The organism is Streptomyces sp. NRRL F-6676 (assembly GCF_000725625.1).
GTDB lineage: Bacteria > Actinomycetota > Actinomycetes > Streptomycetales > Streptomycetaceae > Streptomyces.
In genome coordinates this window covers 1-22,828 of record NZ_JOHS01000041.1, presented here as the reverse complement: position 1 = coordinate 22,828, position 22,828 = coordinate 1, and the positions used below count along the sequence as shown (strand labels likewise).

Genomic DNA, 22,828 nt, shown 5'->3' with positions numbered 1-22,828 from the left:
GTTCAATGAAGAGCAGCAATCACAGAAGCCGGCGCGCCGCCACGGCCGTCGCCCTGGGCTCCGTCCTCGCGCTGACCGCCACCGCCTGCGGCGACGACGGCAGCGGCGGCGCGGGGGACAAGGGCGACGAGGGCTCCGGCAAGGGCAGCATCACCTTCTGGGACAACAACGGCGGCGTCCGGACCGACGTCTGGAAACAGATCATCGCCGACTTCGAGAAGAAGTACCCCGACATCCAGGTCAAGTACGTCGGCGTCCCGGCCGCGAGCATCCAGTCCAAGTACGACACCGCCATCCAGGGCGGGGGCCTGCCGGACGTCGGGGGGCTCGCCACCTCGATGCTGGCCGAGGTCGCCGCGCAGGGCGCCCTCGAACCGCTGGACGGCCGGCTCTCCAAGAGCTCCCTCAACGGCAAGCTCAACGACAACTTCCTCCAGGGCGTCAAGGCCGCCGGCACCGACGGCAAGACGTACACGGTGCCGACCTCCGCGAACAACGGCACCCTGTGGTACCGGACCGACCTGTTCAAGGCGGCCGGCCTCGACGAGCCGTCCACCTGGACCGACTTCTACAAGGCGGCCGACAAGCTCACCGACGCGGGCAAGAACAGGTTCGGCTACACGATCCGCGGCGGCGAGGGCTCGATCGCCCAGGCGCTGGACGCCATGTACGGGCAGAGCGGCATCACCAGCTTCTGGAACGGCGACAAGACCACCGTCAACGACCCGAAGAACGTCCAGGCGCTGGAGAAGTACACCGGCCTGTACAAGAAGGACACGCCGTCCGCCGACGTCAACAACGACTTCACCAAGATGGTCGCCCAGTGGGACAACGGCACGATCGGGATACTGAGCCACAACCTCGGCTCCTACGAGGACCATCTCAAGGCGCTGGGCGAGGGCAAGTTCAAGGGCATCCCCAACCCGACGCTCGACGACGGCTCGCGGGTGCAGGTCTCCAACCCCGTCGACGGACTCGCGATGTTCAAGTCCGGCAAGAACAAGGCGGCGGCCTGGAAGTTCATCGAGTTCGCCGCGTCCCACGAGTCCAACAGCACATGGAACGAGTCGGCGGGGCAGGTGCCGGCCAACAAGGAGGCGGCGCGGGACGCGTGGGTCCAGAAGTCCGAGCCGACGAAGCTGGCGGCGGAGGCGCTGGGGGGCAACACGAAGATCGTGCAGCTCCCGTACTACTTGCCCGACTGGAACACGATTTCCAAGTCCGACAATGAGGCGAATTTCCAGAAGGTGCTTCTGGGAAAGATGTCGGCGAAGTCGTTCCTCGACACGTTGGCGGATCAGCTCAACGCTGCGCAGGGGGATTGGAAGGAGAATCACTGAGGGGGGCGGATGGTTCTGTTCGTGCGTTGACTGCGGGCCGGATGCGGCTGGTCGCGCCCCGCGGCGGAGCCGCAGTCGATACAGTCCCGCGCCCCTTCGGGGCGCGGCCCCCACTCCCTGTCAGAGAGGTGGACGTAAGTGTCTCTTAGTCGCAGGCAGGTTGCTTTCGCCGGAGTTGCCGCTGTTCCGCTGGTTGTCGGCGCCGCCGGTACGGGGCAGGCTCATGAACGCCGCGATCGCACTCTCCACATCGCCGGCGATTCCACCGCCGCCCAGAAATACGTCGACGCCGAGCCCGAGACCGGGTGGGGGACGGCGTTGCCCTTCTTTCTCGGGAAGGGTGTGGACGTGGCCAATCACGCCGTGAACGGGCGTAGTTCGAAGAGTTTTGTGGACGAGGGCCGGCTCGACGTCATTCTCGCGTCGATTCGGCCCGGGGATCTGCTGCTCGTACAGTTCGCGCACAATGACGAGAAGTCCGCCGATCCGGTGCGGTACACCGAGCCCTGGAGCACGTACCAGGAGTATCTGCGGCTCTACCTCGACGGTGCGCGCAGGCGCGGTGCGCGGCCCGTGCTCGCGACGCCCGTCGAGCGGCGCCGGTTCGACGCGGACGGCAACGCCGTGCCGACCCATGGCGACTACCCGGCGGCGATGCGCGCGCTCGCCGTCGAGGAGCGCGTGCCGCTGCTCGACATCGAGGCGCTGTCGCTCGCGCTGTGGCAGCGGCTCGGTGCCGAGGAGACCAAGACGTACTTCAACTGGACGGACACCGAGCAGGACAACACGCACTTCAACCCGCCCGGCGCCATCGCCGTGGCCCGGCTGGTCGCCGGTGAGCTGGTGCGCCGGCGGGTGCTCGGGCGGCGTGACGTGCGTCGGCTCGACGCCGGGATCCCCGAGTCCTGGATCACCTGGTCCGAGGGCACGACCCCCGCGTAACACCACCGCCCCCACGCGATACCGCCACCCCCCGAACCTTTCCGAATGAGGAGCCGCACAATGTACGCACAGGTATGGCATGGGCATGCCATAGTGAAGGCCGCCGCGCTGGCCGGCTGCACCGCCCTGGTCCTCTCAGTGACGGCCACCACCGCCGACGCCCACTCCCGCCACCACGACCCGGCGCGGCAGACACTGGGCGCCCACGACGGCTGGGCCGCGTACGGCACCGGCACCACCGGCGGTGCCGCCGCCGACGCCGCGCACGTGTACACCGTGCGCACCTGGGCCGAGTTCACGTCCGCCCTCGCCGACGGCGGCAACGCGCCGAAGATCATCAAGGTCGAGGGCGTCATCGACGCGGTCGCCGAGGGCTGCGACGCCTTCGCCGCCGACGGCTACGACTTCGCCACCTACCTGGACACCTACTCGCCCGAGAACTGGGGCCGCGACACCGACCTCTCGGCCGAGCCCGACGACAGCCCCGAGGGGCTGCGCCGGGTCTCCGCCGACAACCAGGCCAAGGCGATCAAGGCGTCCGTGCCCGCCAACACGACTCTCATCGGCGTCGGCGGACACGCCGGCTTCAAGGGCGCCAGCCTCCAGATCACCGCCGTCGACAACGTCATCGTCCGCAACCTCACCTTCGAGAGCCCGCTGGACTGCTTCCCGCAGTGGGACCCGACCGACACCGCCGACGGCAACTGGAACTCCGAGTACGACAGCGCGGTCGTCCACGGCGCCACCCATGTCTGGCTGGACCACAACACCTTCACCGACGGCGACCACCCGGACAGCACGCTGCCCTTCTACTACGGCCGCATCTTCGAACAGCACGACGGCGAGCTGGACATCGTCAAGGGCGCCGACTACGTCACCGCCTCCTGGAACGTCTTCGAGGACCACGACAAGACGATCCTCATCGGCAACAGCGACAGCGAGTCCACGGCCGCGCTCGACCGAGGCCACCTCAAGGCGACCTTCCACCACAACCTGTTCACCAACCTGGTCGAGCGCGCGCCCCGGGTCCGGTTCGGCCAGGTCGACTCGTACAACAACCACTTCGTGGCCGGTGACGGGTACGGCTACAGCTACGGCATCGGCAAGGAGTCCCGACTCGTCGCCGAACACAACGCGTTCACGCTGGCCGACGGGGTGGACGAGGCGACGATCCTGAAGAAGTGGTCGGAGTCCTCGCTCACCGCCGGCGACAACTACGTCAACGGCAGGCGGACCGATCTGATCGCCGTGCACAACGCGGGCGTCCCCGACGAGGTCCTCCGGTCCGGCGCGGGCTGGACGCCCACCCTGCGCACCAAGGTGGACTCGCCCAGGGCCGTGCCCCACCTCGTCGACCGCGGCGCGGGCGCCGGGAAGGTGCGCTGACCGTGGAGACCCCTTCCCTCGGCCGCCGGGGGTTCCTGGCCGCGGGGGCCGGCGCCGTGGCGGCGTCCGTCCTCGCGGCCGGGTCCGCCCGGGCCACCGGCCGCCGTTCCCCGTTCGGCCGGTACGGCTCGCCCGCCGACCGGCTCACCGCCCGTACCCTCTACGTCCACCCGGGCGGCGCCGGCGACCACACCACCGTGCGGGACGCCGTCGCCGCCGCGGCCGGCAGCGGCTGGACCCTCGTCCTCGCCCCCGGCACCTACCGCGAGACCGTCGCCGTCGACAGCACCCGTACGGAGATGACCTGGCTCGGCGCCTCCGGCGACCCCCGGGACGTGGTGATCGTCTACGACCACGCCAACGGCACCCCGAAGCCCGACGGTTCCGGCACCTACGGCACCACCGGATCGGCCACCACCACCGTGCAGGCCGACGGTTTCACCGCCCGCGCGGTCACCTTCGCCAACGACTGGCTGCGCGCCGACCACCCCGGGATCACCGGCACCCAGGCCGTCGCCCTCAAGGTGCAGGGCGACCGCTCGGCCTTCCTCGGCTGCCGCTTCCTCGGCCACCAGGACACCCTGTACGCCGACACCATGGCGCTCACCGTCTTCGCCCGGCAGTACTTCCGCGACTGCTACGCCGAGGGCGACGTCGACTTCGTCTTCGGCCGCGCCACCGCCGTCTACGAGCGCTGCCACTTCCGCACCCTGAACCGCACCGACCTCACGGCCGCCCCGTACGGCTTCGTCTTCGCGCCCTCCACCGCGGGCGCCGACCCGCACGGCTACCTCGTGCTCGACAGCCGCATCACCAGCGAGGCACCCGACGGCTCCTACAAGCTGGCCCGCCCCTGGGTGCCCAGCTCCGACACCACCGCCCGGCCCATGCTCACCGTCCGCGACACCTGGCTCGGCCCCGGCATCGACGCGGTGGCGCCCTACGCCAACATGTCCGACTCCTACCCGTGGCAGGAGCAGCGGTTCGCGGAGTACCGCAACTCCGGGCCCGGCGCGCGGATCACCGTGCCCGCGAACCGGCCACAGCTCACCCGCGCCCAGGCCGCCGCCGCGACCCGGCGGGCGTACCTGGGGGACTGGACGCCGTGGCGGGAGAAGGAGAAAAGGGCGGGGGGCTGATGCGCCGCCGTACGCCGCTCGCCGCGGTCACCGGGTCACTGGTGGCCGCGGCGAGCGGCCCCCCGGCCGTCCCCGCGGCGGCCCGGGGCGGCGGGGCCCGTTTTGTCCGCCGTCCAGGTATCGATCGGGCAACGGGCCTCGCGCTCGGCGGGGTGACGCGCGTAGAAACCTGTCATGAATAAGCCACTGCGCACCACGGCCGTCGCCGCCGCCTGCACCGTCGCCGCCGCCGCGCTCTACGGTGCCGGCGCCGCCACCGCCGGGCAGTCCACGGCCAATTCCACCCACGAGCCCTACAACATCGGGCTCCTGACCAAGGACATCGACACCTACTACGGCACCGCGGCCGACGCCGACGGTGTCTACCAGGCCTCGCCGGACAGCCCGTACGCCAAGGACCTCGCCCGCATCGACGCGGCGGCGAAGCGGTACCTCGACAAGGTGGCCCACCAGGCGAAGCACAAGCACGCCAAGCCGGCCGTCGTCTTCGACATCGACGACACGCTGCTGCTCAGCCTCGACTACGAGAAGAAGAACAACTACGGCTACAACAGCGCCACCTGGGCCGACTACGTCAACCGGGCCGACCGCCCGGAGGTCTTCGGCAGCCCGGCGCTGGTGCGGTACGCCGAGAAGAAGGGCATCGAGGTCTTCTACAACTCGGGCCTGAGCGAGGCGCAGCGCACCGCCGCCGTGCAGAACCTGAAGAAGGTCGGCGCCGACGTCAATCTGGACGCCGCCCACATGTTCCTCAAGGACGCGGCCAACCCGCCGGCGTACCTGAGCGGCTGTGCCACGCCGGGCACCTGGAAGTGCACGACCGTCGAGTACAAGTCCGGCACGCGCAAGCACATCGAGTCGCTCGGGTACGACATCGTCGCCAACTTCGGCGACCAGTACTCCGACCTCGAGGGCGGCCACGCCGACAAGAAATACAAGCTCCCGAACCCGACGTACTTCGTGAGCTGAACGCCTCGGTCGCGCGCGGCACCAACCGCTCCGGGGGCGGCGGTGACAGGTGAGCAGAAGCGGGGCCGGACGACGGCCCCTCCGGCCCCGCTTCGCGCCGCGGCGGAGTGCGGCGAACACCGCCCGTGTGCGCCGCGCCCCGCTCAGCTCCTCAGCGCCTTCTTCATCATCGCCGCGGCGACCGGCGCCGCCAGACCGTTGCCGCTGACCTCCGAGCGCGCCGCGTCCGACTGCTCGACGACCACCGCCACGGCGATCTCCTTGTCACTGGAGTCGGACGTGCCGTAGGCCGTGAACCACGCGTACGGCGTCTTGCTGTTGTTCTCGCCGTGCTGCGCCGTACCCGTCTTGCCGCCGACGGTGGCCCCGGATATCCGCGCGTTCACACCCGTGCCGTCCTCCACGACCGTCCGCATCGCCGACCGCAGCTGCTCGGCGGTGGACTTGCTCACGATCCGGTCCGTGCTCGTGCTGTCCCCGTAGTCCTTGAGCACGTCGCCGTCGGCGTCGGTGATCTTCGCGACCATGTGCGGCGAGACCAGCTCACCGTCGTTGGCTATCGCGGCCGACACCATGGCCATCTGCAAGGGCGTCGCCGTCACGTCGAACTGGCCCATGCCGGTCAGGCCGGTCTGCGACTTGTTCATGTCCTCGGGGTACACGCTCGTGTACGCCCGCACCGGCACGTCCAGCGACTCGTCGTTGAAGCCGAACTTCTCGGCCATCGCCCGCAGTTTGTCCTGCCCCAGATCGACGGCCATCTTCGCGAAGACCGTGTTGCAGGAGTATTGCAGCGCCACCCGGATCGTGGCGTCCTCGCAGGGCGCGGAGCGGTTCTCGTTGGTCATGTCGGTCACGGTGCCGGGGAGCCGGTACGGGTCCGGGCTGTCCGTCTTCTCGTCCACCGACGAGTAGAGGCCGTCCTCCAGGGCCGCCGCCGCGACCACCAGCTTGAACGTCGAGCCCGGCGGCAGCGGCTGGCGCAGCGCCCGGTTCGTCATCGGCTTGTCGGCGTCCTTGGTGAGCCGCTTCCAGGCCGCCCCGTCGTCCGTGCCGCTGATCGACGTCGGGTCGTAGGAGGGGGTGGAGACGACGGCGAGGATCCTGCCGGTGGACGGGTCGATGGCGACGGCGGCGCCCTTCTTGTCGCCCAGCGCCTCGTAGCCCGCCTTCTGCACGGCCGGGTCGATGGTCGTGAGCACGTTGCCCGGGTCCGGGCGCTCGCCGGTGACCGTGTCCATCACCGTCTTCAGCCGGTCGTCCGTGCCGTCCAGGAGGTCCTGGTAGATGCCCTCCAGCTGCGTCGCCCCGTAGACCTGCGAGCTGTAGCCCGTCACCGGGGCGTACAGCTTGCCGTCCGTGTACGTGCGTTCGTACGCGAGGTCGCCGCCCGAGGTCCGTTTCGAGCCGGTGATCGCGTCCCCGGCCACGATGATGTTCCCGAGCGGCGCCGCGTACCGCTCCATGACGTTCCGCCGGTTGTTCTTGTCGTCCGCGAGCGCCTTGCCTTCGTAGAACTGCACCCAGGTCGCCCGCACCAGCAGGGCGATGACCAGCAGCAGGGTGAAGACGGAGGCCCGCCTGATCGTCGTATTCATCGCACATGGACGACGAACGGAACGGACCTGATCGTTCCCGCCCCGCGCTCCTTGGCCAGAATTCTCATCCGGCGTTCATGAAACGATCGAAGACGGACGGAACCGGGTGGAGCCGGTCGGAATCGGTCAGAGGCGACGTGTCGCCAGGGTCAGCCGGTCGCGCGCGTCGAACAGCGCGTCCTGTACCAACTGCTCGTGCGCGGGCGTCAGCCGCGCCACCGGCACCGAGCAGCTGATCGCGTCCCGGGCGGGCGTGCGGTAGGGGATCGCCACGCCGAAGCAGCGCAGGCCCAGCGTGTTCTCCTCGCGGTCCACCGAGATGCCCTGCTCGCGGATCTGGTGCAGCTCCTCGATGAGCTTCTCCCGGTCCGTGATCGTGTGCTCGGTCAGCGCCGGCAGCGTCTCCGGGAGGAGCCCCCGCACCTGCTCGTCGGTGTACGTGGACAGCAGCGCCTTGCCGAGCGAGGTGGAGTGCGCGGGCAGCCGGCGGCCGACCCGGGTGAACGGGCGCAGATAGTGCTGCGACTGCCGGGTGGCGAGGTAGACCACGTTGGTGCCGTCCAGGCGGGCCAGGTGGATGGTCTCCGTGGTGTCGTCCGAGAGCCGGTCCAGGGTGGGGCGGGCCAGCGCCACCACCTCGTCGCCGTCGATGTACGACGTGCCGACCAGCAGCGCCCGTACGCCGATGCCGTACCGCGTGCCGGTCGCGTCCGTCTCCACCCAGCCGAGCTCCACCAGGGTGCGCAGCAGCATGTAGAGGCTCGACTTGGGGTACCCCACCGCCTCCTGCACGGCGGCCAGGGAGTGCATGCCGGGCCGCCCGGCGAAGTACTCCAGCAGTTCCACCGTCCGTACCGCGGACTTGACCTGCGCCCCGCCGCCCGTCTCGCCTGCCGACATCGCCCTTGACCCCTTCGTTGGACGCGAAATAGTCTCGACAGCATATTCACCATCAGAGACAGCGTTCAGTATATCGAACGGGAAGTGGAGTGACCCGCGGTGGCAGCAGCACCAGTCTGGAGTGTCGACCCCCGTACCGGGAAGCAGCGCGAGCAGGTTGCGGTGGAGGCCACAGCCCAGGAGGTGGACGCCGCCGTCCGCGCCGCGCACGACGCGCGTGGCGCCCTGGCCGACCGTGCCGTGCGCGCGGCGTTCCTGCGTACCGCGGCCCAGCGGCTCGAAGAGGCCAAGGACACGCTCGTCGAGGTCGCCGACGCGGAGAGCGCGCTCGGCCCGGTCCGGCTCACCGGTGAGCTCGCCCGCACCTGCTTCCAGCTGCGGGCCTTCGCCGGCATCGTCGACGAGGGCGCCTTCCTCGACGTGGTGATCAACCACCCCGACGACACGACCGTCCCGCCCACGCCCGACCTGCGCCGCTACAAGGTGCCGCTGGGTGTCGTCGCCGTCTACTCGGCGTCCAACTTCCCCTTCGCGTTCTCCGTCGCCGGCGGCGACACCGCGAGCGCGCTCGCCGCCGGATGCCCCGTGGTGGTCAAGTCCCACCCCGACCACCCGGCCCTGTCCGAGCTGGTCGCCAAGGTGCTGCGCCGGGCCGCCGGCGAGCACGGCGTCCCCGAGGGCGTGCTCGGCCTGGTGCACGGCTTCGAGGCCGGCGTCGAGCTGGTCAAGCACCCGCTGGTCGCCGCCGCCGGGTTCACCGGTTCCGTACGCGGTGGGCGGGCCCTGTTCGACGCGGCGGCCGCGCGCCCCGTGCCGATCCCGTTCCACGGCGAGCTCGGCTCCCTCAACCCCGTCGTCGTCACCGAGGCGGCGGCCGAGGAGCGGGCCGAGGCGATCGGCACCGGGCTGGCCGGCTCGATGACGATGGGCGTGGGCCAGTTCTGCACCAAGCCGGGGTTCGTCCTCGCCCCGGCCGGCGAGGCGGGCGACCGGCTGCTGAAGTCGCTCGTCGCGGGCGTCAGCGACACGGATGCCGGGGTGCTGCTCGACCACCGGATGCGGGACCACTTCCTCGCCGGCATCGAGGAGCGCACACGGCTCGACGGCGTGGAGAGCCCCGTGACGCCGGGCGCGGGCGGCGAGCACACGGTCAGCGCCGGGTTCCTCACGGTGCCGGCGAGCCGGCTGGCGGCCGGGGGCGAGTACGACGTGCTGATCGAGGAGTGCTTCGGGCCGGTGACGGTCGTCGCGCGCTACGAGAGCGCGGACGAGGTCACCGCGGTGCTGTCCCGGCTCCCGGGCAACCTCACCGCCACGCTGCACCTCTCCGAGGGGGAGGGGGCCGGCGAGGGCCGGGGCGCCGAGCTCCTCGCGGAGCTGACGCCGCTGGCGGGGCGCGTGCTGGTGAACGGCTGGCCGACGGGGGTCGCCGTGGCGCCGTCCCAGCACCACGGCGGGCCGTACCCGGCCACGACGTCGACGTCCACGTCGGTGGGTGGGACGGCGATCGAGCGGTGGCTGCGACCGGTGGCGTACCAGGGGGTGCCGGAGGCGTTGCTTCCGGTGGAGTTGCGGGACGCGAACGAGCTGGGTGTGCCGCGACGGTATGACGGGCGCCTGGAGCGGTAGCGCTGCCGCTGGGTCGCGGTGGGGGGCGCGGGGCCCGGGGCCCCGCGCCCCCTTCGCCTGTTCGCCGCTGGGGCGGGTTCGTCGGCGGGCGCGGGTGGGCTGTGGCTGCTCGCGCGCGGCGGAGCCGCACATGTCACAGCCCCGCGCCCCTTACGGGGCGTTCCCGGAACCGGTGGTCGAACGTGGGCGTCACTGACCGTGTGACGGGTGAGCGTGTGATTCGTGAGGTGTCGGTTGAGGAGAGCGCGGTCGTGGCCGCGTTGCATCGGCGGGCGCGGGAGACCTATTACCCGGACGGGATTCCCGAGGACGGGACCGACTGGGGCGCCGTCTGGCGGGAGGCCATCGCGCGGCAGGACGGGCGGGTCCTGGGCATGGTCGAGGGGGAGCGGCTCGTCGCCCTCGCCTCCTTCCGTACCCCGGAGGGCGCCCCCGGCGACACCGTCAAGCTGTTCCAGTTCCACGTCGATCCCGGGCACTGGCGCGGCGGTCGCGGGACCGCGCTGCACGCGGCGTGCGTCGAGGAGTGGCGAGCCGCGGGGAAGCGGACCGCCGTGCTCGACGTGCATGTCGACAACGCGCGGGCGCAGGCCTTCTACGCACGTCAGGGCTGGGTCCCCGATCCGGAGAACCCGCCCGCCGAAGGCGATCACCATCTGTATCTGCGGTATGCGGTACCGGGGGAATGAAGAGGGAATGAAGGCGCGCTGTTGAAGGTTCACGTACCGGACGGGATCCGCGGGGAGCGGTCCCGCCCCCGTACCGGTACGAGCAGTGGAGTGAGCCGAGCATGCGTGTGGAGATCTGGAGCGACGTGGCCTGCCCGTGGTGCTACGTGGGCAAGGCGCGGTTCGAGAAGGCGCTGGCCGGGTTTCCGCAGCGGGAGCGGGTCGAGGTCGTGCACCGCTCGTTCGAGCTGGACCCCGGGCGGGCCAAGGGGGACGTGGAGCCCGTGCTGACCATGCTCACCCGGAAGTACGGGATGAGCGAGGCGCAGGCGCAGGCCGGTGAGGAGAACCTGGGCGCGCAGGCCGCCGCCGAGGGGCTGGCGTACCGCACCCGGGACCGCGACAACGGCAACACCTTCGACATGCACCGCCTGCTCCACCTCGCCAAGGAGCACGGCAGGCAGGCCGAGCTGCTGGGCATCCTGTACCGGGCCAACTTCGCCGAGGAGCGCTCCGTGTTCTCCGAGGGCGACGAACGGCTCGTCGCGCTGGCCGTCGAGGCCGGTCTCGACGAGGCGGCCGTACGGACGGTCCTCGCCGACCCGGACGCGTACGCCGACGCCGTGCGCGCCGACGAGCGCGAGGCGGCCGAGCTCGGCGCGACCGGCGTGCCCTTCTTCGTCCTCGACCGGAAGTACGGCGTCTCCGGCGCCCAGCCCGCCGAGGTCTTCACCCGCGCCCTCAGCCAGGCCTGGGAGGCGCACACCCCGCTGCGGCTGCTCGACGGCACCGACAGCGACGGTGCCGACGCCTGTGGCCCGGACGGCTGCGCGGTGCCGCAGAACTGAGAAACCGCAGGCCGGAGGCGTCTCATAAGCGTCTCTTGGGGGTATCGCGCAGAAACCGGCAATGGACGGGGCGGCCGCCGGGTCGCACAGTTGTCCCATGGAGACCACCGAGAGCATCGAGAGCGCAGAGAGCCCCCGGACCTTCGACGACCTCGTCCGCGCCGAGTTCGCGCCGGGCACCACCTATCTGAACACCGCGAGCACCTCGCTGCCCCCGGCCCGCACGATCGCCGCCATGCGCACCGCCCTGGAGGCGGCGGCCGCGGGCCGGCCCACCGACATGTTCGCGGACGTCGAGGCGGCCCGCGCCTCCTTCGCGCGTCTCGTCGGCGTCCCCGTCATCCGGGTCGCCACCGGGGCGTCGGTCGCCACGTACACCGGGCTGATCGCCGCCTCGCTCCCCGAGGGCGCGGAAGTCCTCACCGTCGAGGGCGACTTCAGCTCCGTGGTCAACCCCTTCCACGTACGCCGCGACCTGAAGGTCCGCGCGGTGCCGCTGGAGGCGGTCGCGGATTCCGTGCGCCCCGGCACCGCGCTCGTCGCCGTCAGCGCCGCCCAGTCCGCGGACGGCCGCATCGCCGACCTCCCCGCGATCCGCGCCGCCGCCCACGCGCACGGCGCCCGCACCTACGTCGACGCCTCCCAGGCCGCCGGCTGGCTCGACCTCGACGCGGGCGCGTACGACTACGTCTCCGCCGTCGCCTTCAAGTGGCTGCTCTGCCCGCGCGGCGCGGCGTTCCTGGTGGTCCCGGAGGAGCCCGCCGGCCTCGAACCGGTGTTCGCCGGCTGGGTCGCGGGGGAGCGCCCGTGGGACAGCTGCTACGGCCCCGTCGAGGAACTCGCCCACTCCGCACGGCGGTTCGACGAGAGCCCCGCCCTCTACTCCTACGTCGGCGCCCGCCACTCCCTCGCCCTCCTGGAGGAACTGGGCGTGGACACCGTACGCGCGCACGACCTGGCCCTCGCCGAGCGGTTCCGCACCGGACTGGCCGCCCTCGGGCACGAGCCGGTACCCGCGCCGGGCTCCCCGATCGTCTCCGTGCCCGGACTCGGCAGCCGGCAGCCGGCGCTGAGCGAGGCCGGCATCGAGGTCTCCGACCGCGCGGGCAATCTGCGCGCCGCGTTCCACCTCTACAACACCCCGGCGGACGTGGACCGGCTCCTCGACGCGCTGGCCGCGTAGTACGCGCGTCCGGGGCCGTTCCCCACAGGTGGGGAACGGCCCCGGAAACGGGCTACCGCGCGCTCACTTCACCGGCGTGAAGTCCTGCGCGCCGATGAACGACGGCCGGCGCACCGGCGCCGCGAACGGCTCCACCGCCGCGTTCTCCACGCTGTTGAACACGATGAACACGTTGCTGCGCGGGTACGGCGTGATGTTGTCGCCCGAACCGTGCATGCAGTTGCAGTCGAACCACGTCGCCGAGCCCGGCCTGCCCGTGAACAGCTTGATGCCGTACTCGCTCGCCATCGAGGTCAGCGCCTCGTCCGACGGCGTGCCCGCGTCCTGCATCTGAAGCGACTTCTTGTAGTTGTCCTTCGGCGTGGCCCCCGCACACCCGAGGAACGTCTTGTGCGACCCCGGCATGATCATGAGGCCGCCGTTGGTGTCGTAGTTCTCGGTCAGCGCGATCGAGACGGACACCGTCCGCATGTTCGGCAGACCGTCCTCGGCGTGCCAGGTCTCGAAGTCCGAGTGCCAGTAGAAACCGCTGGCGCCGAACCCCGGCTTGACGTTGATCCGCGACTGGTGGACGTACACGTCCGAGCCGAGGATCTGCCGCGCCCGGCCGACGACGCGCTCGTCGCGCACCAGGTTGGCGAACACCTCGCTGATCCGGTGCACCTCGAAGACGGAACGGATTTCCTGCGACTTCGGCTCGACGATCGACCGCTCGTCGGCCCGGATCGCCGGGTCGGCGACCAGCCGCTCCAGCTCCGCGCGGTACGCCCCGGCCTCGTCCTCGCTGATCAGCTGGTCGATGGCGAGGAAGCCGTCGCGGTCGAGGCTTTGCAGATCGCCCGCGGAGACCGGTCCGGGCGTGTCCGGGGAGCCCCAGACGACCGGGTCCTGCCGGTCCACGGTCACCTCGGTGGCGCCGCGGGTGGGGTAGAGGTCGGTGACGCCGGAGCCGGCGGCGGATGTGGTGGTGGGAGCGGTCATGGGTTCCTCACACCTCCTCGGTGATCAGGGGGTAGACGCCGTTCTCGTCGTGGTCCTCCCGTCCGGTCACGGGCGGGTTGAACACGCAGATGCAGTGGAAGTCCTTCTCCTTGACCTTGAGCGTGTGCCGCTCGTGGCCGTTGAGGAGGTACATCGTGCCGGGGGTGATCGTGTACGTCTGCCCGGTCTCGCGGTCGGTGAGCTCCGCCTCGCCCTCGGTGCAGACGACGGCCTCGATGTGGTTGGCGTACCACATCGACGTCTCCGTGTTCGCGTAGAGAATCGTCTCGTGCACGGAGAAGCCGACCTTCTCCTTGGCGAGGACGATGCGCTTGCTCTCCCAGGTACCGGACTCGGACTTGATGTGCCGGTCGGTGCCTTCGACTTCCTTGAACGATCGGACGATCACGGTGGGGTGACGCCTCCTTCTCGGTGTTCTCCGGTGTGTCTGTGTGCCGGTGTGTTTGTGTGTCGGTGTTCAGTTGTCGCCCCGTGGGCGCGGTGCCGCTTCGGCGACGGCGGCTCAGGCCGTCTCGCGGACCGCGCGGGCGAGGATCCGCAGACCCTCGTCCAGCTCCTCGCCGGTCGTGGTGAGCGCGGGCAGCAGCTTGACGACCTCGCTCTGGGGACCGGAGGTCTCGATCAGCAGGCCGAGGTCGAAGGCGCGGCGGGCGATGCGCCCGGCCCGCTCCTTGTCGTGGAACTCCATGCCCCACACCAGGCCGCGGCCGCGGTACTCCTTGACGTCGGCCAGGTTCTCCTCGGTGATGGAGATGAGCGCCTGCTCGACCTGCTCCCCGCGGGCGCGGGTCTGCTTCTCCATGGCGGAGCCGTCGGTCCAGTACGTCTCCAGCGCGGCGGTGGCGGTGACGAACGCCGGGTTGTTGCCGCGGAAGGTCCCGTTGTGCTCGCCCGGCTCCCACACGTCGAGCTCGGGCTTGAACAGGCACAGCGACATCGGCAGCCCGTAGCCGCTGATGGACTTGGAGACGGTGACGATGTCGGGCGTGATGCCGGCCTCCTCGAAGGAGAAGAACGCGCCGGTACGGCCGCAGCCCATCTGGATGTCGTCGACGATCAGCAGCATGTCCTGCCGCTCGCACAGCTCGGCCAGCGCACGCAGCCACTCGGGCCGTGCGACGTTGATGCCGCCCTCGCCCTGCACCGTCTCGACGATCACGGCGGCGGGCTTGTTGAGGCCGGAGCCCTGGTCCTCGAGCAGCCGCTCGAACCAGAGGAAGTCCTCGACCGTGCCGTCGAAGTAGTTGTCGAACGGCATCGGCGTGCCGTGCACCAGCGGGACCCCGGCGCCGGCCCGCTTGAACGCGTTGCCGGTGACGGCGAGCGAGCCCAGCGACATGCCGTGGAAGGCGTTGGTGAACGACACGATCGCCTCGCGGCCCTTGACCTTGCGGGCCAGCTTCAGCGCCGACTCCACGGCGTTGGTGCCGGTCGGGCCGGGGAACATCACCTTGAACGGCAGGTCGCGCGGGCGCAGCACCAGGTCCTGGAAGGTTTGCAGGAACTGCCGCTTGGCGGTGGTCGACATGTCGAGCCCGTGCGTGACGCCGTCCCGCTCCAGGTAGTCGATCAGCGCGCGTTTCAGTACGGGGTTGTTGTGGCCGTAGTTGAGCGAGCCGGCGCCGGCGAAGAAGTCGAGGTAGCCGTGGCCGTCCTCGTCGTACATACGGCTGCCCCGGGCGCGGTCGAAGACGGCGGGCCAGCCGCGGCAGTAACTGCGTACCTCGGATTCGAGGGTCTCGAAGACGCTGAGGTCGGGCTGGGTGATGGTCACGCGAATCGCTCCTCGGTGGTGGGGTGGGAGTGGGACTCGGACGCAGCGGGCTGAAGTCCTGGTGCGGGTGGGGCGAGAGGGAAGGGCAGGGGGCGGCGGACGGCTCAGGCGGCGGGGACGGCCGGGGCGCTGTCGGCGGACAGCGGGCCTATGCGGTGCAGCACCTCGGGGTCGTGCGGACCGTCGGGGAACCGCTCCGTCTCGAACAGCACCTCGCGCTCGACGGTCGCACCGTGGCGGCGGGCGAACGAGGCGAACAGGCGCTCGGAGGCGGTGTTGCCGGGGCTGATGGTCGTCTCGAGTCCGGTCACGCCGTACTCGGCGACGACATGGGCGGCCAGGTCGTCGAGCAGCCGGGCGGCGAGGCCGCGGCCGCGGTAGGAGGCGTCGACGGCGACCTGCCAGACCAGCAGGGTGCTGGGGCGGTCGGGGCGCAGATAGGCGGTCACGAATCCGACGGGGGTGCCGTCGGCGGCACGGGCCACCACCGAGGTGCCGGCGAAGTCACGGCACCACAGCAGGTAGCTGTAGGACGAGTTGAGGTCGAGGGTTCCGGAGTCCTTGGCGATGCGCCAGAGTGCGGCGCCGTCCGCCACGTCCGGACGGTCTGTACGTGGTTCTCCGGTGTTTCCGGTCATTCCCGTGAATTCCGCTGACAGGTCGGCTTGTGCGGCGGTCATGCAGAATGAACTTACCCAGGTAAATTGAAAATTGCATCGCCGATCGGGGTTACGCGCGGAAGTCCCGTGTGTTATCACGCGGGCGCGGGCGTCCGGGCGAGTCGGCGGCGAAATGTCCTGGTAAGCGGGGTACAAAGGCGGGCGAAACACTCACCCTGTGGAACGCATCACAACCGTGTAACCCTTGCGACGGGCGTCCGAATTATGCCGGTACGGGTTCGCGAAATCGTTGCGTTTAGACCAAGAAGAAGCGGGCAGGAGAATATGGGAAACTGCTCGGCAATAAGGAGAAGAATGCCACCGGAATGTCACCGGCAATATCCCGGCTGATAAGGGGCGCGGGGCTGTGTCGATGTGTGGCGCTGTGTCACTGTGCGGCTCCGCCGAGCGGGCGCAATCTTTCTAGGGGCCCCGGGGGCGCGGCCCCCGGGGACGGGAAGGGCAGGGACGGCGGGGGCGGACCCCCTCGGCCTCAGCCCTCCACCACCCGCGCCGCCCCCTCCACATCCACCCCGTCCACACCCAGTTCCCCCAACGCCGCGCCCAGCGCGACAAGGCACCGCCGCACGACATCCGCCTCCGCGTCCGCGCCGTAGTGGTTCACCCGCACCATCTCCCGCGCCAGCACACCCCCGCCGGCCACCAACGGCACCCCCGCGTCCACCGCCACCGCTCGCGCGACGAGCTCCGAGGCGTCCACATCCCTCGGCACCCGCAAAGTCGTCGCCACCGGCGCCGCCTCCCGCGCCTCGTGCACATACGGCTCCAGCCCGCCCCCCAGCGCCCGCACCCCCGCCCGCACCGCCGCCGCGGCGGCGGCGTGCGCGGCCATCACCGCATCGAGCCCCCGCTCCTCGATCCGCTCCAGACACGCCTCCAGCGCCAGCATCTCCAGCTGCGCCGGAGCGTGCGGCAGCGCGACCCGGCCCCCGTCGATCCACCGCTCCTTCCAGTCGAGGAGCGACAGATACGACCGCCGCGGCGCGCGCGGATTCGCCGTCATCCGCGCCCACGCCCGCTCGCTGACCGACACCGCCGACACGCCCGCCGGGCCGCCCATCGCCTTCTGACCGCCGATCACGCACAGATCGACGCCCCACGCGTCCACCCGCACCGGCTCCGCCGCGACCGAGGCCACCGCGTCCAGGTAGAGCAGGGCACCCCGCTCCCGTACGACCTCGCCGATCTCCGCGACCGGGTTGGTGTTGCCGGTGGCCGCCTCCGCGTGCACCAGCGAGACGAAGTCGATCTCCGGGTGCTCCTCGAACGCCGCCCGCACCTGCTCCGCGGTCACCGCCGTGTGGAACGGCACCGCGAGATCGATCACCGTTGCCCCGCAGTCGCGCAGCCAGTCCCCGAACGTCTGCCCGTACGGACCGGTGATCACGTTCAGCGCGGTGGTGCCCGGCCCGGCGCAGCCGCGGATCGCGCCCTCCAGCGGCAGCAGCGCCTCGCCCTGCATGATCACCACGTCGTTCCGCGTGCCGAGCAGCCGGGCCACCCGGTCCTCGACGGCGGCGAAGCGCGCGGCGGTCAGCGGGGGCAGGTCCAGCAGGGGGTGGGTCACGACGCGCTCTCTTCTCTCTCCAACAGGTCACTTAACGGGTGCCGACACGGGTAGGGAACACCGGTGTCACCCACGTATCGCTCCGCCCGACGAGCCTAATCCCACCCCCGCGACCCCTCCCGCTCCGCCCGAACCGCATGCCGCTCCCTTCCGAACCGCAGGTCGCACAACCGCTTCGACCATCGGTTTGGTTTGAGAACCCCAAACATCTCCTTATAATCGGAAGTCTGTCCGTGCCCCACAGGCAGACCACAGCCGCAGCAACCCCGCGGCCCCCGCACCACAACCGCCCCACACGCCCCCACAGGAGGCCCCGTCGTGAACACGGTCCCCGGACGCCGGACCCGCGTGCTGACCGCCACCGCCGCGGTTGCCGGACTGCTGCTCGCGGCCGGCTGTTCCTCCGGCGACGACGGCGGGAAGAAGGCCACCGCCAAGGGCGTGCCGCTGGTCAAGGCCGGCCAGATCACCACCTGCACCCATCTGCCGTACCCCCCGTTCCAGTCCGAGATCGACGGCAAGGTGCAGGGCTTCGACGTCTCCCTCATCGACCTGGTCGCGGACGACCTCGGAGTGAAGCAGGCGATCGTCGACACGCCGTTCGAGAACTTCAAGACCGGCGCCTTCCTCAACTCCGGCCAGTGCGACCTCGCCGCCGCCGGTATGACGATCACCGACGAGCGCAAGAAGAACGTCGACTTCTCCGACCCGTACTTCGAGGCCACCCAGGCCGTCCTGGTGAGCAAGAAGAGCGGCCTCACCTCGCTCGCCGACGTCAAGGCCAAGGGCAAGAAGCTCGGCGCCCAGGCGCAGACCACCGGCGAGGACTACGCCCGGAAGAAGGGCTTCGACGCGGTCTCCTTCGAGTCCTCCGACGCCGTCCTCAACGGCCTGCGCACCGGCCAGGTCCAGGCCGTCGTCATCGACTACCCGGTCGTCCAGGGCTGGCTGAAGGACAAGGCCAACGCCGACGCCTTCGAGGTCGCCGACAACATCAACACCGGTGAGCAGTACGGCTTCACGGTGAAGAAGGGCAACAGCAAGCTGCTCGCCGCCATCAACAAGGCGCTCGCCGAGGCCAAGTCCGACGGCACGTACAAGAAGCTGTACGAGAAGTGGATCGGCCCGTACGACGAGTCGGCCGCGTCCCCGTCGGCCGCCGCGTCCGCCTCGGCCTCCGCCTCATGACGGACACCGGTACCGACACCGCCCTGAAGCCCCGCAGATCCGGACTGACCCGGCGGCAGAAGCGCGCGCTCTCGCGCGGTGCGCAGTACGTCGTCTTCGTCGCCGCCGTGGTCGCGCTCGCGGTGGGCGCCGACTGGGGGCGGCTGCGGAACCAGTTCGCCCAGGCGGACCTGGCCAAGCAGCTGTTCCCGGACATCATCACGCTGGCCCTGAAGAACACCGTGCTCTACACGCTGTCCGGCTTCGTCGTCGGCCTCGTGCTCGGCATGGTGATCGCGCTGATGCGGCTGTCGTCCGTGGGTCCGTACCGCTGGGTCTCCGGCATCTACATCGAGATCTTCCGCGGCCTGCCCGCCCTGCTGATCTTCATCTTCGTCGGGGTGGCCGTCCCGCTGGCCTTCCCCGGCACGGAGATCCCCGGCGGCACGTACGGCAAGGTCGCCATCGCGCTCGGCCTGGTCTCCGCCGCGTACATGGCGGAGACGATCCGGGCCGGCATCCAGGCGGTGCCCAAGGGACAGATGGAGGCGGCCCGCTCGCTGGGCTTCTCGCACGCCCGCGCGATGGTCTCCGTGATCATCCCGCAGGCGTTCCGCATCGTGATCCCGCCGCTCACCAACGAGCTGGTCCTCCTCTTCAAGGACTCCTCACTGGTGCTGTTCCTCGGGGTCACGCTGGAGGAGCGCGAACTGGCGAAGTTCGGCCGAGACCTGGCGAGCCAGACCGCCAACTCCACGCCGATCCTGGTCGCCGGCCTGTGCTATCTGCTGGTCACCGTGCCGCTCGGCTTCGTCGTCCGGCGTCTCGAGGCCAAGGCCGGGGAGGCCACCAAGTGAGCACCCGAGCGAGCAGCGAAGAGGCAGTCCAGTGAGCGCACCCGAAACCAGCGCCCCGGGGTCCGGCGCGCCCGAGATCAGCGTCCGCGCGCTGCACAAGTCCTTCGGGGACAACGAGGTGCTGCGCGGCATCGACCTGGAGATCCACCAGGGCGAGGTCGTCTGCGTCATCGGCCCCTCCGGCTCCGGCAAGTCCACGCTGCTGCGCTGCGTGAACCTGCTGGAGGAGCCCACCAAGGGCCAGGTCTTCGTCGGCGGCACCGAACTGACCGACCCGGACGTCGACATCGACGCCGTGCGCCGCCGGATCGGCATGGTCTTCCAGCAGTTCAACCTGTTCCCGCACGTGACGGTGACCGAGAACCTCACCTTGCCGCAGCGCCGGGTGCTCGGCCGGGACAAGGCGACGGCGGCCCGGGTGGCGGCGGAGAACCTGGAGCGGGTGGGGCTCGCCGAGAAGGCGGACGCCTACCCGTCCTCCCTTTCCGGCGGCCAGCAGCAGCGCGTGGCCATCGCCCGCGCGCTGGCCATGGGCCCGGAGGTGATGCTCTTCGACGAGCCCACCTCCGCGCTCGACCCGGAGCTGGTCGGCGACGTCCTCGCCGTCATGCGCCGCCTCGCCCACGAGGGCATGACGATGATGGTCGTCACCCATGAGATGACGTTCGCCCGTGAGGTCGCCGACCGGGTCGTCTTCATGGACGGCGGAGTGATCGTCGAGGACGGCCCCCCCGACCAGGTCATCACCGACCCGCAGCACACCCGCACCCGCCACTTCCTCTCCCGTCTCCTCGACCCCGCGATGGCCGAGGTGGAGGAGGAGACGTCGGACCAGGTCCACGCCGCCCCGGCCCCGCCGGTCACCAAGCGGGACCACCCGCCGACCCCGCCGGGGCGGGGGGCCTGAAACAGGCACCGCACACCGCGACCGGGCCACCCTCTAGGGTGCCGTGCATGAGCGATGACGTGGTGCTGCACGTGAGGGGACGGGTACTCGTCGGGGCGGACGACGGGCAGGTGCGGGACGAGTTGTGGGTGGTCGGCGGGCGGATCACCTACGACCGGCCGGCCGGCGCCGCGGGCCGTGACGTCCGTACCGTGGAGGGCTGGGCGCTGCCCGGGCTCGTCGACGCGCACTGCCATGTCGGGCTCGACGCGCACGGGCCGGTGCCCGACGACGTCTCCGAGAAGCAGGCGCTGGCCGACCGCGACGCCGGGGCGCTGCTGCTGCGGGACGCGGGCTCGCCGTCCGACACCCGCTGGATCGACGACCGCGACGACCTGCCGCGGATCGTCCGGGCCGGCCGGCACATCGCCCGCACTCGCCGCTACATCCGCAACTACGCCTGGGAGGTCGAGCCGGAGGACCTGGCCGCCTACGTCGCCCAGGAGGCACGGCGCGGCGACGGCTGGGTCAAGCTGGTCGGCGACTGGATCGACCGGGACGCCGGTGATCTGACCGCGTGCTGGCCGCGCGGCGCCGTCGAGTCGGCCATCGCCGAGGCCCACCGGCTCGGCGCCCGTGTCACCGCGCACTGCTTCGCCGAGGACTCTCTGCGCGACCTGGTCGAGGCGGGCATCGACTGCGTCGAGCACGCCACGGGGCTGACCGAGGAGACGATCCCCCTGTTCGCCTCGCGCGGGGTGGCGATCGTCCCCACGCTGGTCAACATCGCCACGTTCCCCCGGCTCGCCGAGGGCGGCGAGGCCAAGTTCCCGCGCTGGTCCGCGCACATGCGCCGGCTGCACGAACGCCGCTACGACACGGTCCGCGCGGCCTACGACGCCGGCATCCCCGTCTACGTCGGCACGGACGCGGGCGGCTCGCTCCCGCACGGTCTGGTCGCGGCGGAGGTCGCGGAGCTGGTCACCGCCGGCATCCCCCCGGTCCAGGCCCTCTCCGCGACGGCCTGGGGCGCCCGGCGGTGGCTCGGCCGCCCCGGCCTGGAGGAGGGCGCCCCCGCCGACCTGGTCGTCTACGAGACGGATCCGCGGCAGGACGTACGGGTCCTGGCGGCGCCCCGGCGGATCGTGCTGGGTGGGCGGGTCGTCGGCTGAGCACATTCGAACTCGTTCGCGGAAACCCCTCGATGGAGTGAAGTGACCCAGGATTGCTGACCGTTCACTGACAGTAGGTAATTCTTACCGGGTCCCACCACCTGTCCCACGTCTCCCATGGGGGTCCCACGCCGTGAACGGCATCACTTTCCGCCTGCCCGTACGCCGTCCCGGCGCCGTCGCCGCCGCCACGGTGCTGGTCGCGGGGTCCGTCGTCCTCGCGGGGGCCGGGTCCGCCGCCGCGACCGGCGGGCCCGGGCACGGGCGCGAGGCCGGCAGTGCGCACGCCGTCGTCCTGCGCACCGGACTCGACGTCTCGCTCGCCGCCAGGACCGTGAACGTGCCGCTCGCGGTCACGCTCAACGAGGTGCGGGCGCCGCGGAGCGCGGAGAAGACCGCGCTCACCGCACGGCTCGACGGCGTCGACCACGGCCGTCCGTTCAACGTGCTGCACGCCGATGCCGCGAGCGCGAAGGCGACCGTGTCCGGGGGCACGGCCGAGGCGCGCACGGAGCTCGCGCACGCCCGGCTGCACGTGCCCGGGCTGCCGCTGCTGTCCCTGGTCGAGCTGACCCAGGTCACGTCCACGGCGACCTGCGAGGCCGGGAAGGAGCCGGTCGCCTCGGCCGACGTCCTCGGGCCGGTGACCGTGCTCGGCAAGAAGGTGACCGTGAGCGCGGGCGGGCCGACCGAGGTGAAGGTGCCGGGGGTGGGGGAGGTGCGGCTGGATCTCTCCAAGCGGACGACCACCTCCCGTACGGCCGCGGCGACCGCGCTCGAACTGACGGTGTCCGTCAATCCGCTGAAGCTGAACGTGGCCGAGGTGGAGGGGACGGTGACGCTGGCGTCGGCGGAGTGCGGGGCGCCGGGGGGCGCGGAGCCGGCGGGTGGTGGTGGGGCGGGGGCCCCGGAGGACGTGCGGGCGCAGGGGGAGCGGGCGGAGGAGGGGCTCGCGGAGACGGGCGGGGGTTCGATGACGCCGTATCTCGCGGGCGGGTCGGTCGTGCTGATGGTGGTGGGCGGGGGTGTGTTCGCGGTGCGGCGGAGGAGAAGCTGACGGTTCGGGGGCGGAGAAAATGCCCTACCCCCCGCCCCGTACCTTCCGCAGCGCCGCCAGGAAC

General features: G+C 70.9%; 21 protein-coding genes. 14 read left to right on the top strand and 7 right to left on the bottom strand.

Translation table 11 applies throughout. From position 1 onward, the window contains the following. Positions 1-5 precede the first annotated feature (5 nt). The 5 genes from IO29_RS23105 to IO29_RS23085 all read left to right on the top strand — a co-directional run bounded on the left by IO29_RS23105 (position 6) and on the right by IO29_RS23085 (position 5,776). Positions 6-1,340: an ABC transporter substrate-binding protein gene (locus tag IO29_RS23105; RefSeq protein ID WP_030379002.1), complete on the top strand. Its 1,335-nt coding sequence runs from the start codon at positions 6-8 to the stop codon at positions 1,338-1,340. A 138-nt stretch (positions 1,341-1,478) separates the two neighbouring features. Continuing rightward, positions 1,479-2,282: a rhamnogalacturonan acetylesterase gene (locus tag IO29_RS23100; protein WP_030379001.1), complete on the top strand. Its 804-nt coding sequence runs from the start codon at positions 1,479-1,481 to the stop codon at positions 2,280-2,282. A 60-nt stretch (positions 2,283-2,342) separates the two neighbouring features. Continuing rightward, a complete protein-coding gene (locus IO29_RS23095) occupies positions 2,343-3,668 on the top strand; it encodes a pectate lyase family protein (RefSeq protein WP_030379000.1) in 1,326 nt (441 codons plus the stop codon). A gap of 2 nt (positions 3,669-3,670) precedes the next feature. Then, positions 3,671-4,807 carry a pectinesterase family protein gene (locus IO29_RS23090; RefSeq protein WP_030378999.1) on the top strand — a complete coding sequence of 379 codons (1,137 nt, stop codon included), beginning with the start codon at positions 3,671-3,673 and terminating at the stop codon, positions 4,805-4,807. A 174-nt stretch (positions 4,808-4,981) separates the two neighbouring features. Continuing rightward, entirely contained in the window at positions 4,982-5,776 is a 795-nt protein-coding gene (locus IO29_RS23085) for an HAD family acid phosphatase (RefSeq protein WP_030378998.1), read from the top strand. 143 nt (positions 5,777-5,919) lie between these two features. Here IO29_RS23085 and IO29_RS23080 read toward each other — a convergent pair whose 3' ends face one another. Then, positions 5,920-7,374: a peptidoglycan D,D-transpeptidase FtsI family protein gene (locus IO29_RS23080; RefSeq protein WP_030378997.1), complete on the bottom strand. Its 1,455-nt coding sequence runs from the start codon at positions 7,372-7,374 to the stop codon at positions 5,920-5,922. Between the two features lie 126 nt (positions 7,375-7,500). Next, positions 7,501-8,274, bottom strand: a complete 774-nt coding sequence (locus IO29_RS23075) for an IclR family transcriptional regulator (protein WP_030378996.1) — start codon at positions 8,272-8,274, stop codon at positions 7,501-7,503. A 99-nt stretch (positions 8,275-8,373) separates the two neighbouring features. On the opposite strand from IO29_RS23075, the gene IO29_RS23070 reads away from it, so the two are divergent. From IO29_RS23070 to IO29_RS23055, 4 genes are all read left to right on the top strand, one after another. Next, positions 8,374-9,903: an aldehyde dehydrogenase (NADP(+)) gene (locus tag IO29_RS23070; RefSeq protein ID WP_078618195.1), complete on the top strand. Its 1,530-nt coding sequence runs from the start codon at positions 8,374-8,376 to the stop codon at positions 9,901-9,903. A 215-nt stretch (positions 9,904-10,118) separates the two neighbouring features. Then, positions 10,119-10,592, top strand: coding sequence for a GNAT family N-acetyltransferase (locus tag IO29_RS23065; RefSeq protein WP_030378994.1), 474 nt, complete (start codon positions 10,119-10,121; stop codon positions 10,590-10,592). A gap of 101 nt (positions 10,593-10,693) precedes the next feature. Beyond that, entirely contained in the window at positions 10,694-11,419 is a 726-nt protein-coding gene (locus tag IO29_RS23060; RefSeq protein ID WP_030378993.1) for a DsbA family oxidoreductase, read from the top strand. Between the two features lie 61 nt (positions 11,420-11,480). Further along, positions 11,481-12,602: an aminotransferase class V-fold PLP-dependent enzyme gene (locus tag IO29_RS23055; RefSeq protein WP_030378992.1), complete on the top strand. Its 1,122-nt coding sequence runs from the start codon at positions 11,481-11,483 to the stop codon at positions 12,600-12,602. Positions 12,603-12,665: 63 nt separating this feature from the next. Here IO29_RS23055 and thpD read toward each other — a convergent pair whose 3' ends face one another. From thpD to IO29_RS23030, 5 genes are all read right to left on the bottom strand, one after another. Then, the gene (gene thpD, locus IO29_RS23050; RefSeq protein ID WP_030378991.1) at positions 12,666-13,583 is read right to left on the bottom strand and encodes an ectoine hydroxylase; all 918 of its coding nucleotides are present in this window, start codon (positions 13,581-13,583) and stop codon (positions 12,666-12,668) included. Positions 13,584-13,590: 7 nt separating this feature from the next. Next, a complete protein-coding gene (locus IO29_RS23045) occupies positions 13,591-13,992 on the bottom strand; it encodes an ectoine synthase (RefSeq protein ID WP_030378990.1) in 402 nt (133 codons plus the stop codon). Positions 13,993-14,106: 114 nt separating this feature from the next. Further along, entirely contained in the window at positions 14,107-15,378 is a 1,272-nt protein-coding gene (ectB, locus tag IO29_RS23040) for a diaminobutyrate--2-oxoglutarate transaminase (RefSeq protein WP_030378989.1), read from the bottom strand. 104 nt (positions 15,379-15,482) lie between these two features. Next, positions 15,483-16,016, bottom strand: a complete 534-nt coding sequence (gene ectA / locus IO29_RS23035; protein ID WP_030378988.1) for a diaminobutyrate acetyltransferase — start codon at positions 16,014-16,016, stop codon at positions 15,483-15,485. Between the two features lie 514 nt (positions 16,017-16,530). Continuing rightward, a complete protein-coding gene (locus IO29_RS23030) occupies positions 16,531-17,625 on the bottom strand; it encodes a pyridoxal-phosphate-dependent aminotransferase family protein (RefSeq protein WP_030378987.1) in 1,095 nt (364 codons plus the stop codon). 318 nt (positions 17,626-17,943) lie between these two features. Here IO29_RS23030 and IO29_RS23025 point away from each other — a divergent pair, with 318 nt between their 5' ends. From IO29_RS23025 to IO29_RS23005, 5 genes are all read left to right on the top strand, one after another. Further along, a complete protein-coding gene (locus IO29_RS23025) occupies positions 17,944-18,813 on the top strand; it encodes a transporter substrate-binding domain-containing protein (protein WP_030378986.1) in 870 nt (289 codons plus the stop codon). Continuing rightward, entirely contained in the window at positions 18,810-19,649 is an 840-nt protein-coding gene (locus IO29_RS23020; protein ID WP_030378985.1) for an amino acid ABC transporter permease, read from the top strand. The genes IO29_RS23025 and IO29_RS23020 overlap by 4 nt, the downstream gene beginning before the upstream one ends. Positions 19,650-19,680: 31 nt before the next feature. Continuing rightward, the gene (locus IO29_RS23015) at positions 19,681-20,556 is read left to right on the top strand and encodes an amino acid ABC transporter ATP-binding protein (RefSeq protein WP_051707574.1); all 876 of its coding nucleotides are present in this window, start codon (positions 19,681-19,683) and stop codon (positions 20,554-20,556) included. 47 nt (positions 20,557-20,603) lie between these two features. Then, positions 20,604-21,707, top strand: a complete 1,104-nt coding sequence (locus tag IO29_RS23010; protein WP_030378983.1) for an amidohydrolase family protein — start codon at positions 20,604-20,606, stop codon at positions 21,705-21,707. A gap of 133 nt (positions 21,708-21,840) precedes the next feature. Further along, the gene (locus IO29_RS23005) at positions 21,841-22,764 is read left to right on the top strand and encodes an SCO1860 family LAETG-anchored protein (protein ID WP_030378982.1); all 924 of its coding nucleotides are present in this window, start codon (positions 21,841-21,843) and stop codon (positions 22,762-22,764) included. Positions 22,765-22,828 lie beyond the last annotated feature (64 nt).

Coding starts and splice junctions, on each gene's coding strand:
- thpD (WP_030378991.1), bottom strand. CDS start 13,583: ATGACCGCTCCCACCACCACATCCGCCGCCGGCTCCGGCGTCACCGAC.
- IO29_RS23055 (WP_030378992.1), top strand. CDS start 11,481: ATGGACGGGGCGGCCGCCGGGTCGCACAGTTGTCCCATGGAGACCACC.
- ectA (WP_030378988.1), bottom strand. CDS start 16,016: ATGACCGGAAACACCGGAGAACCACGTACAGACCGTCCGGACGTGGCG.
- IO29_RS23105 (WP_030379002.1), top strand. CDS start 6: ATGAAGAGCAGCAATCACAGAAGCCGGCGCGCCGCCACGGCCGTCGCC.
- IO29_RS23020 (WP_030378985.1), top strand. CDS start 18,810: ATGACGGACACCGGTACCGACACCGCCCTGAAGCCCCGCAGATCCGGA.
- IO29_RS23095 (WP_030379000.1), top strand. CDS start 2,343: ATGTACGCACAGGTATGGCATGGGCATGCCATAGTGAAGGCCGCCGCG.
- IO29_RS23080 (WP_030378997.1), bottom strand. CDS start 7,374: ATGAATACGACGATCAGGCGGGCCTCCGTCTTCACCCTGCTGCTGGTC.
- IO29_RS23075 (WP_030378996.1), bottom strand. CDS start 8,274: ATGTCGGCAGGCGAGACGGGCGGCGGGGCGCAGGTCAAGTCCGCGGTA.
- IO29_RS23010 (WP_030378983.1), top strand. CDS start 20,604: ATGAGCGATGACGTGGTGCTGCACGTGAGGGGACGGGTACTCGTCGGG.
- IO29_RS23085 (WP_030378998.1), top strand. CDS start 4,982: ATGAATAAGCCACTGCGCACCACGGCCGTCGCCGCCGCCTGCACCGTC.
- IO29_RS23060 (WP_030378993.1), top strand. CDS start 10,694: ATGCGTGTGGAGATCTGGAGCGACGTGGCCTGCCCGTGGTGCTACGTG.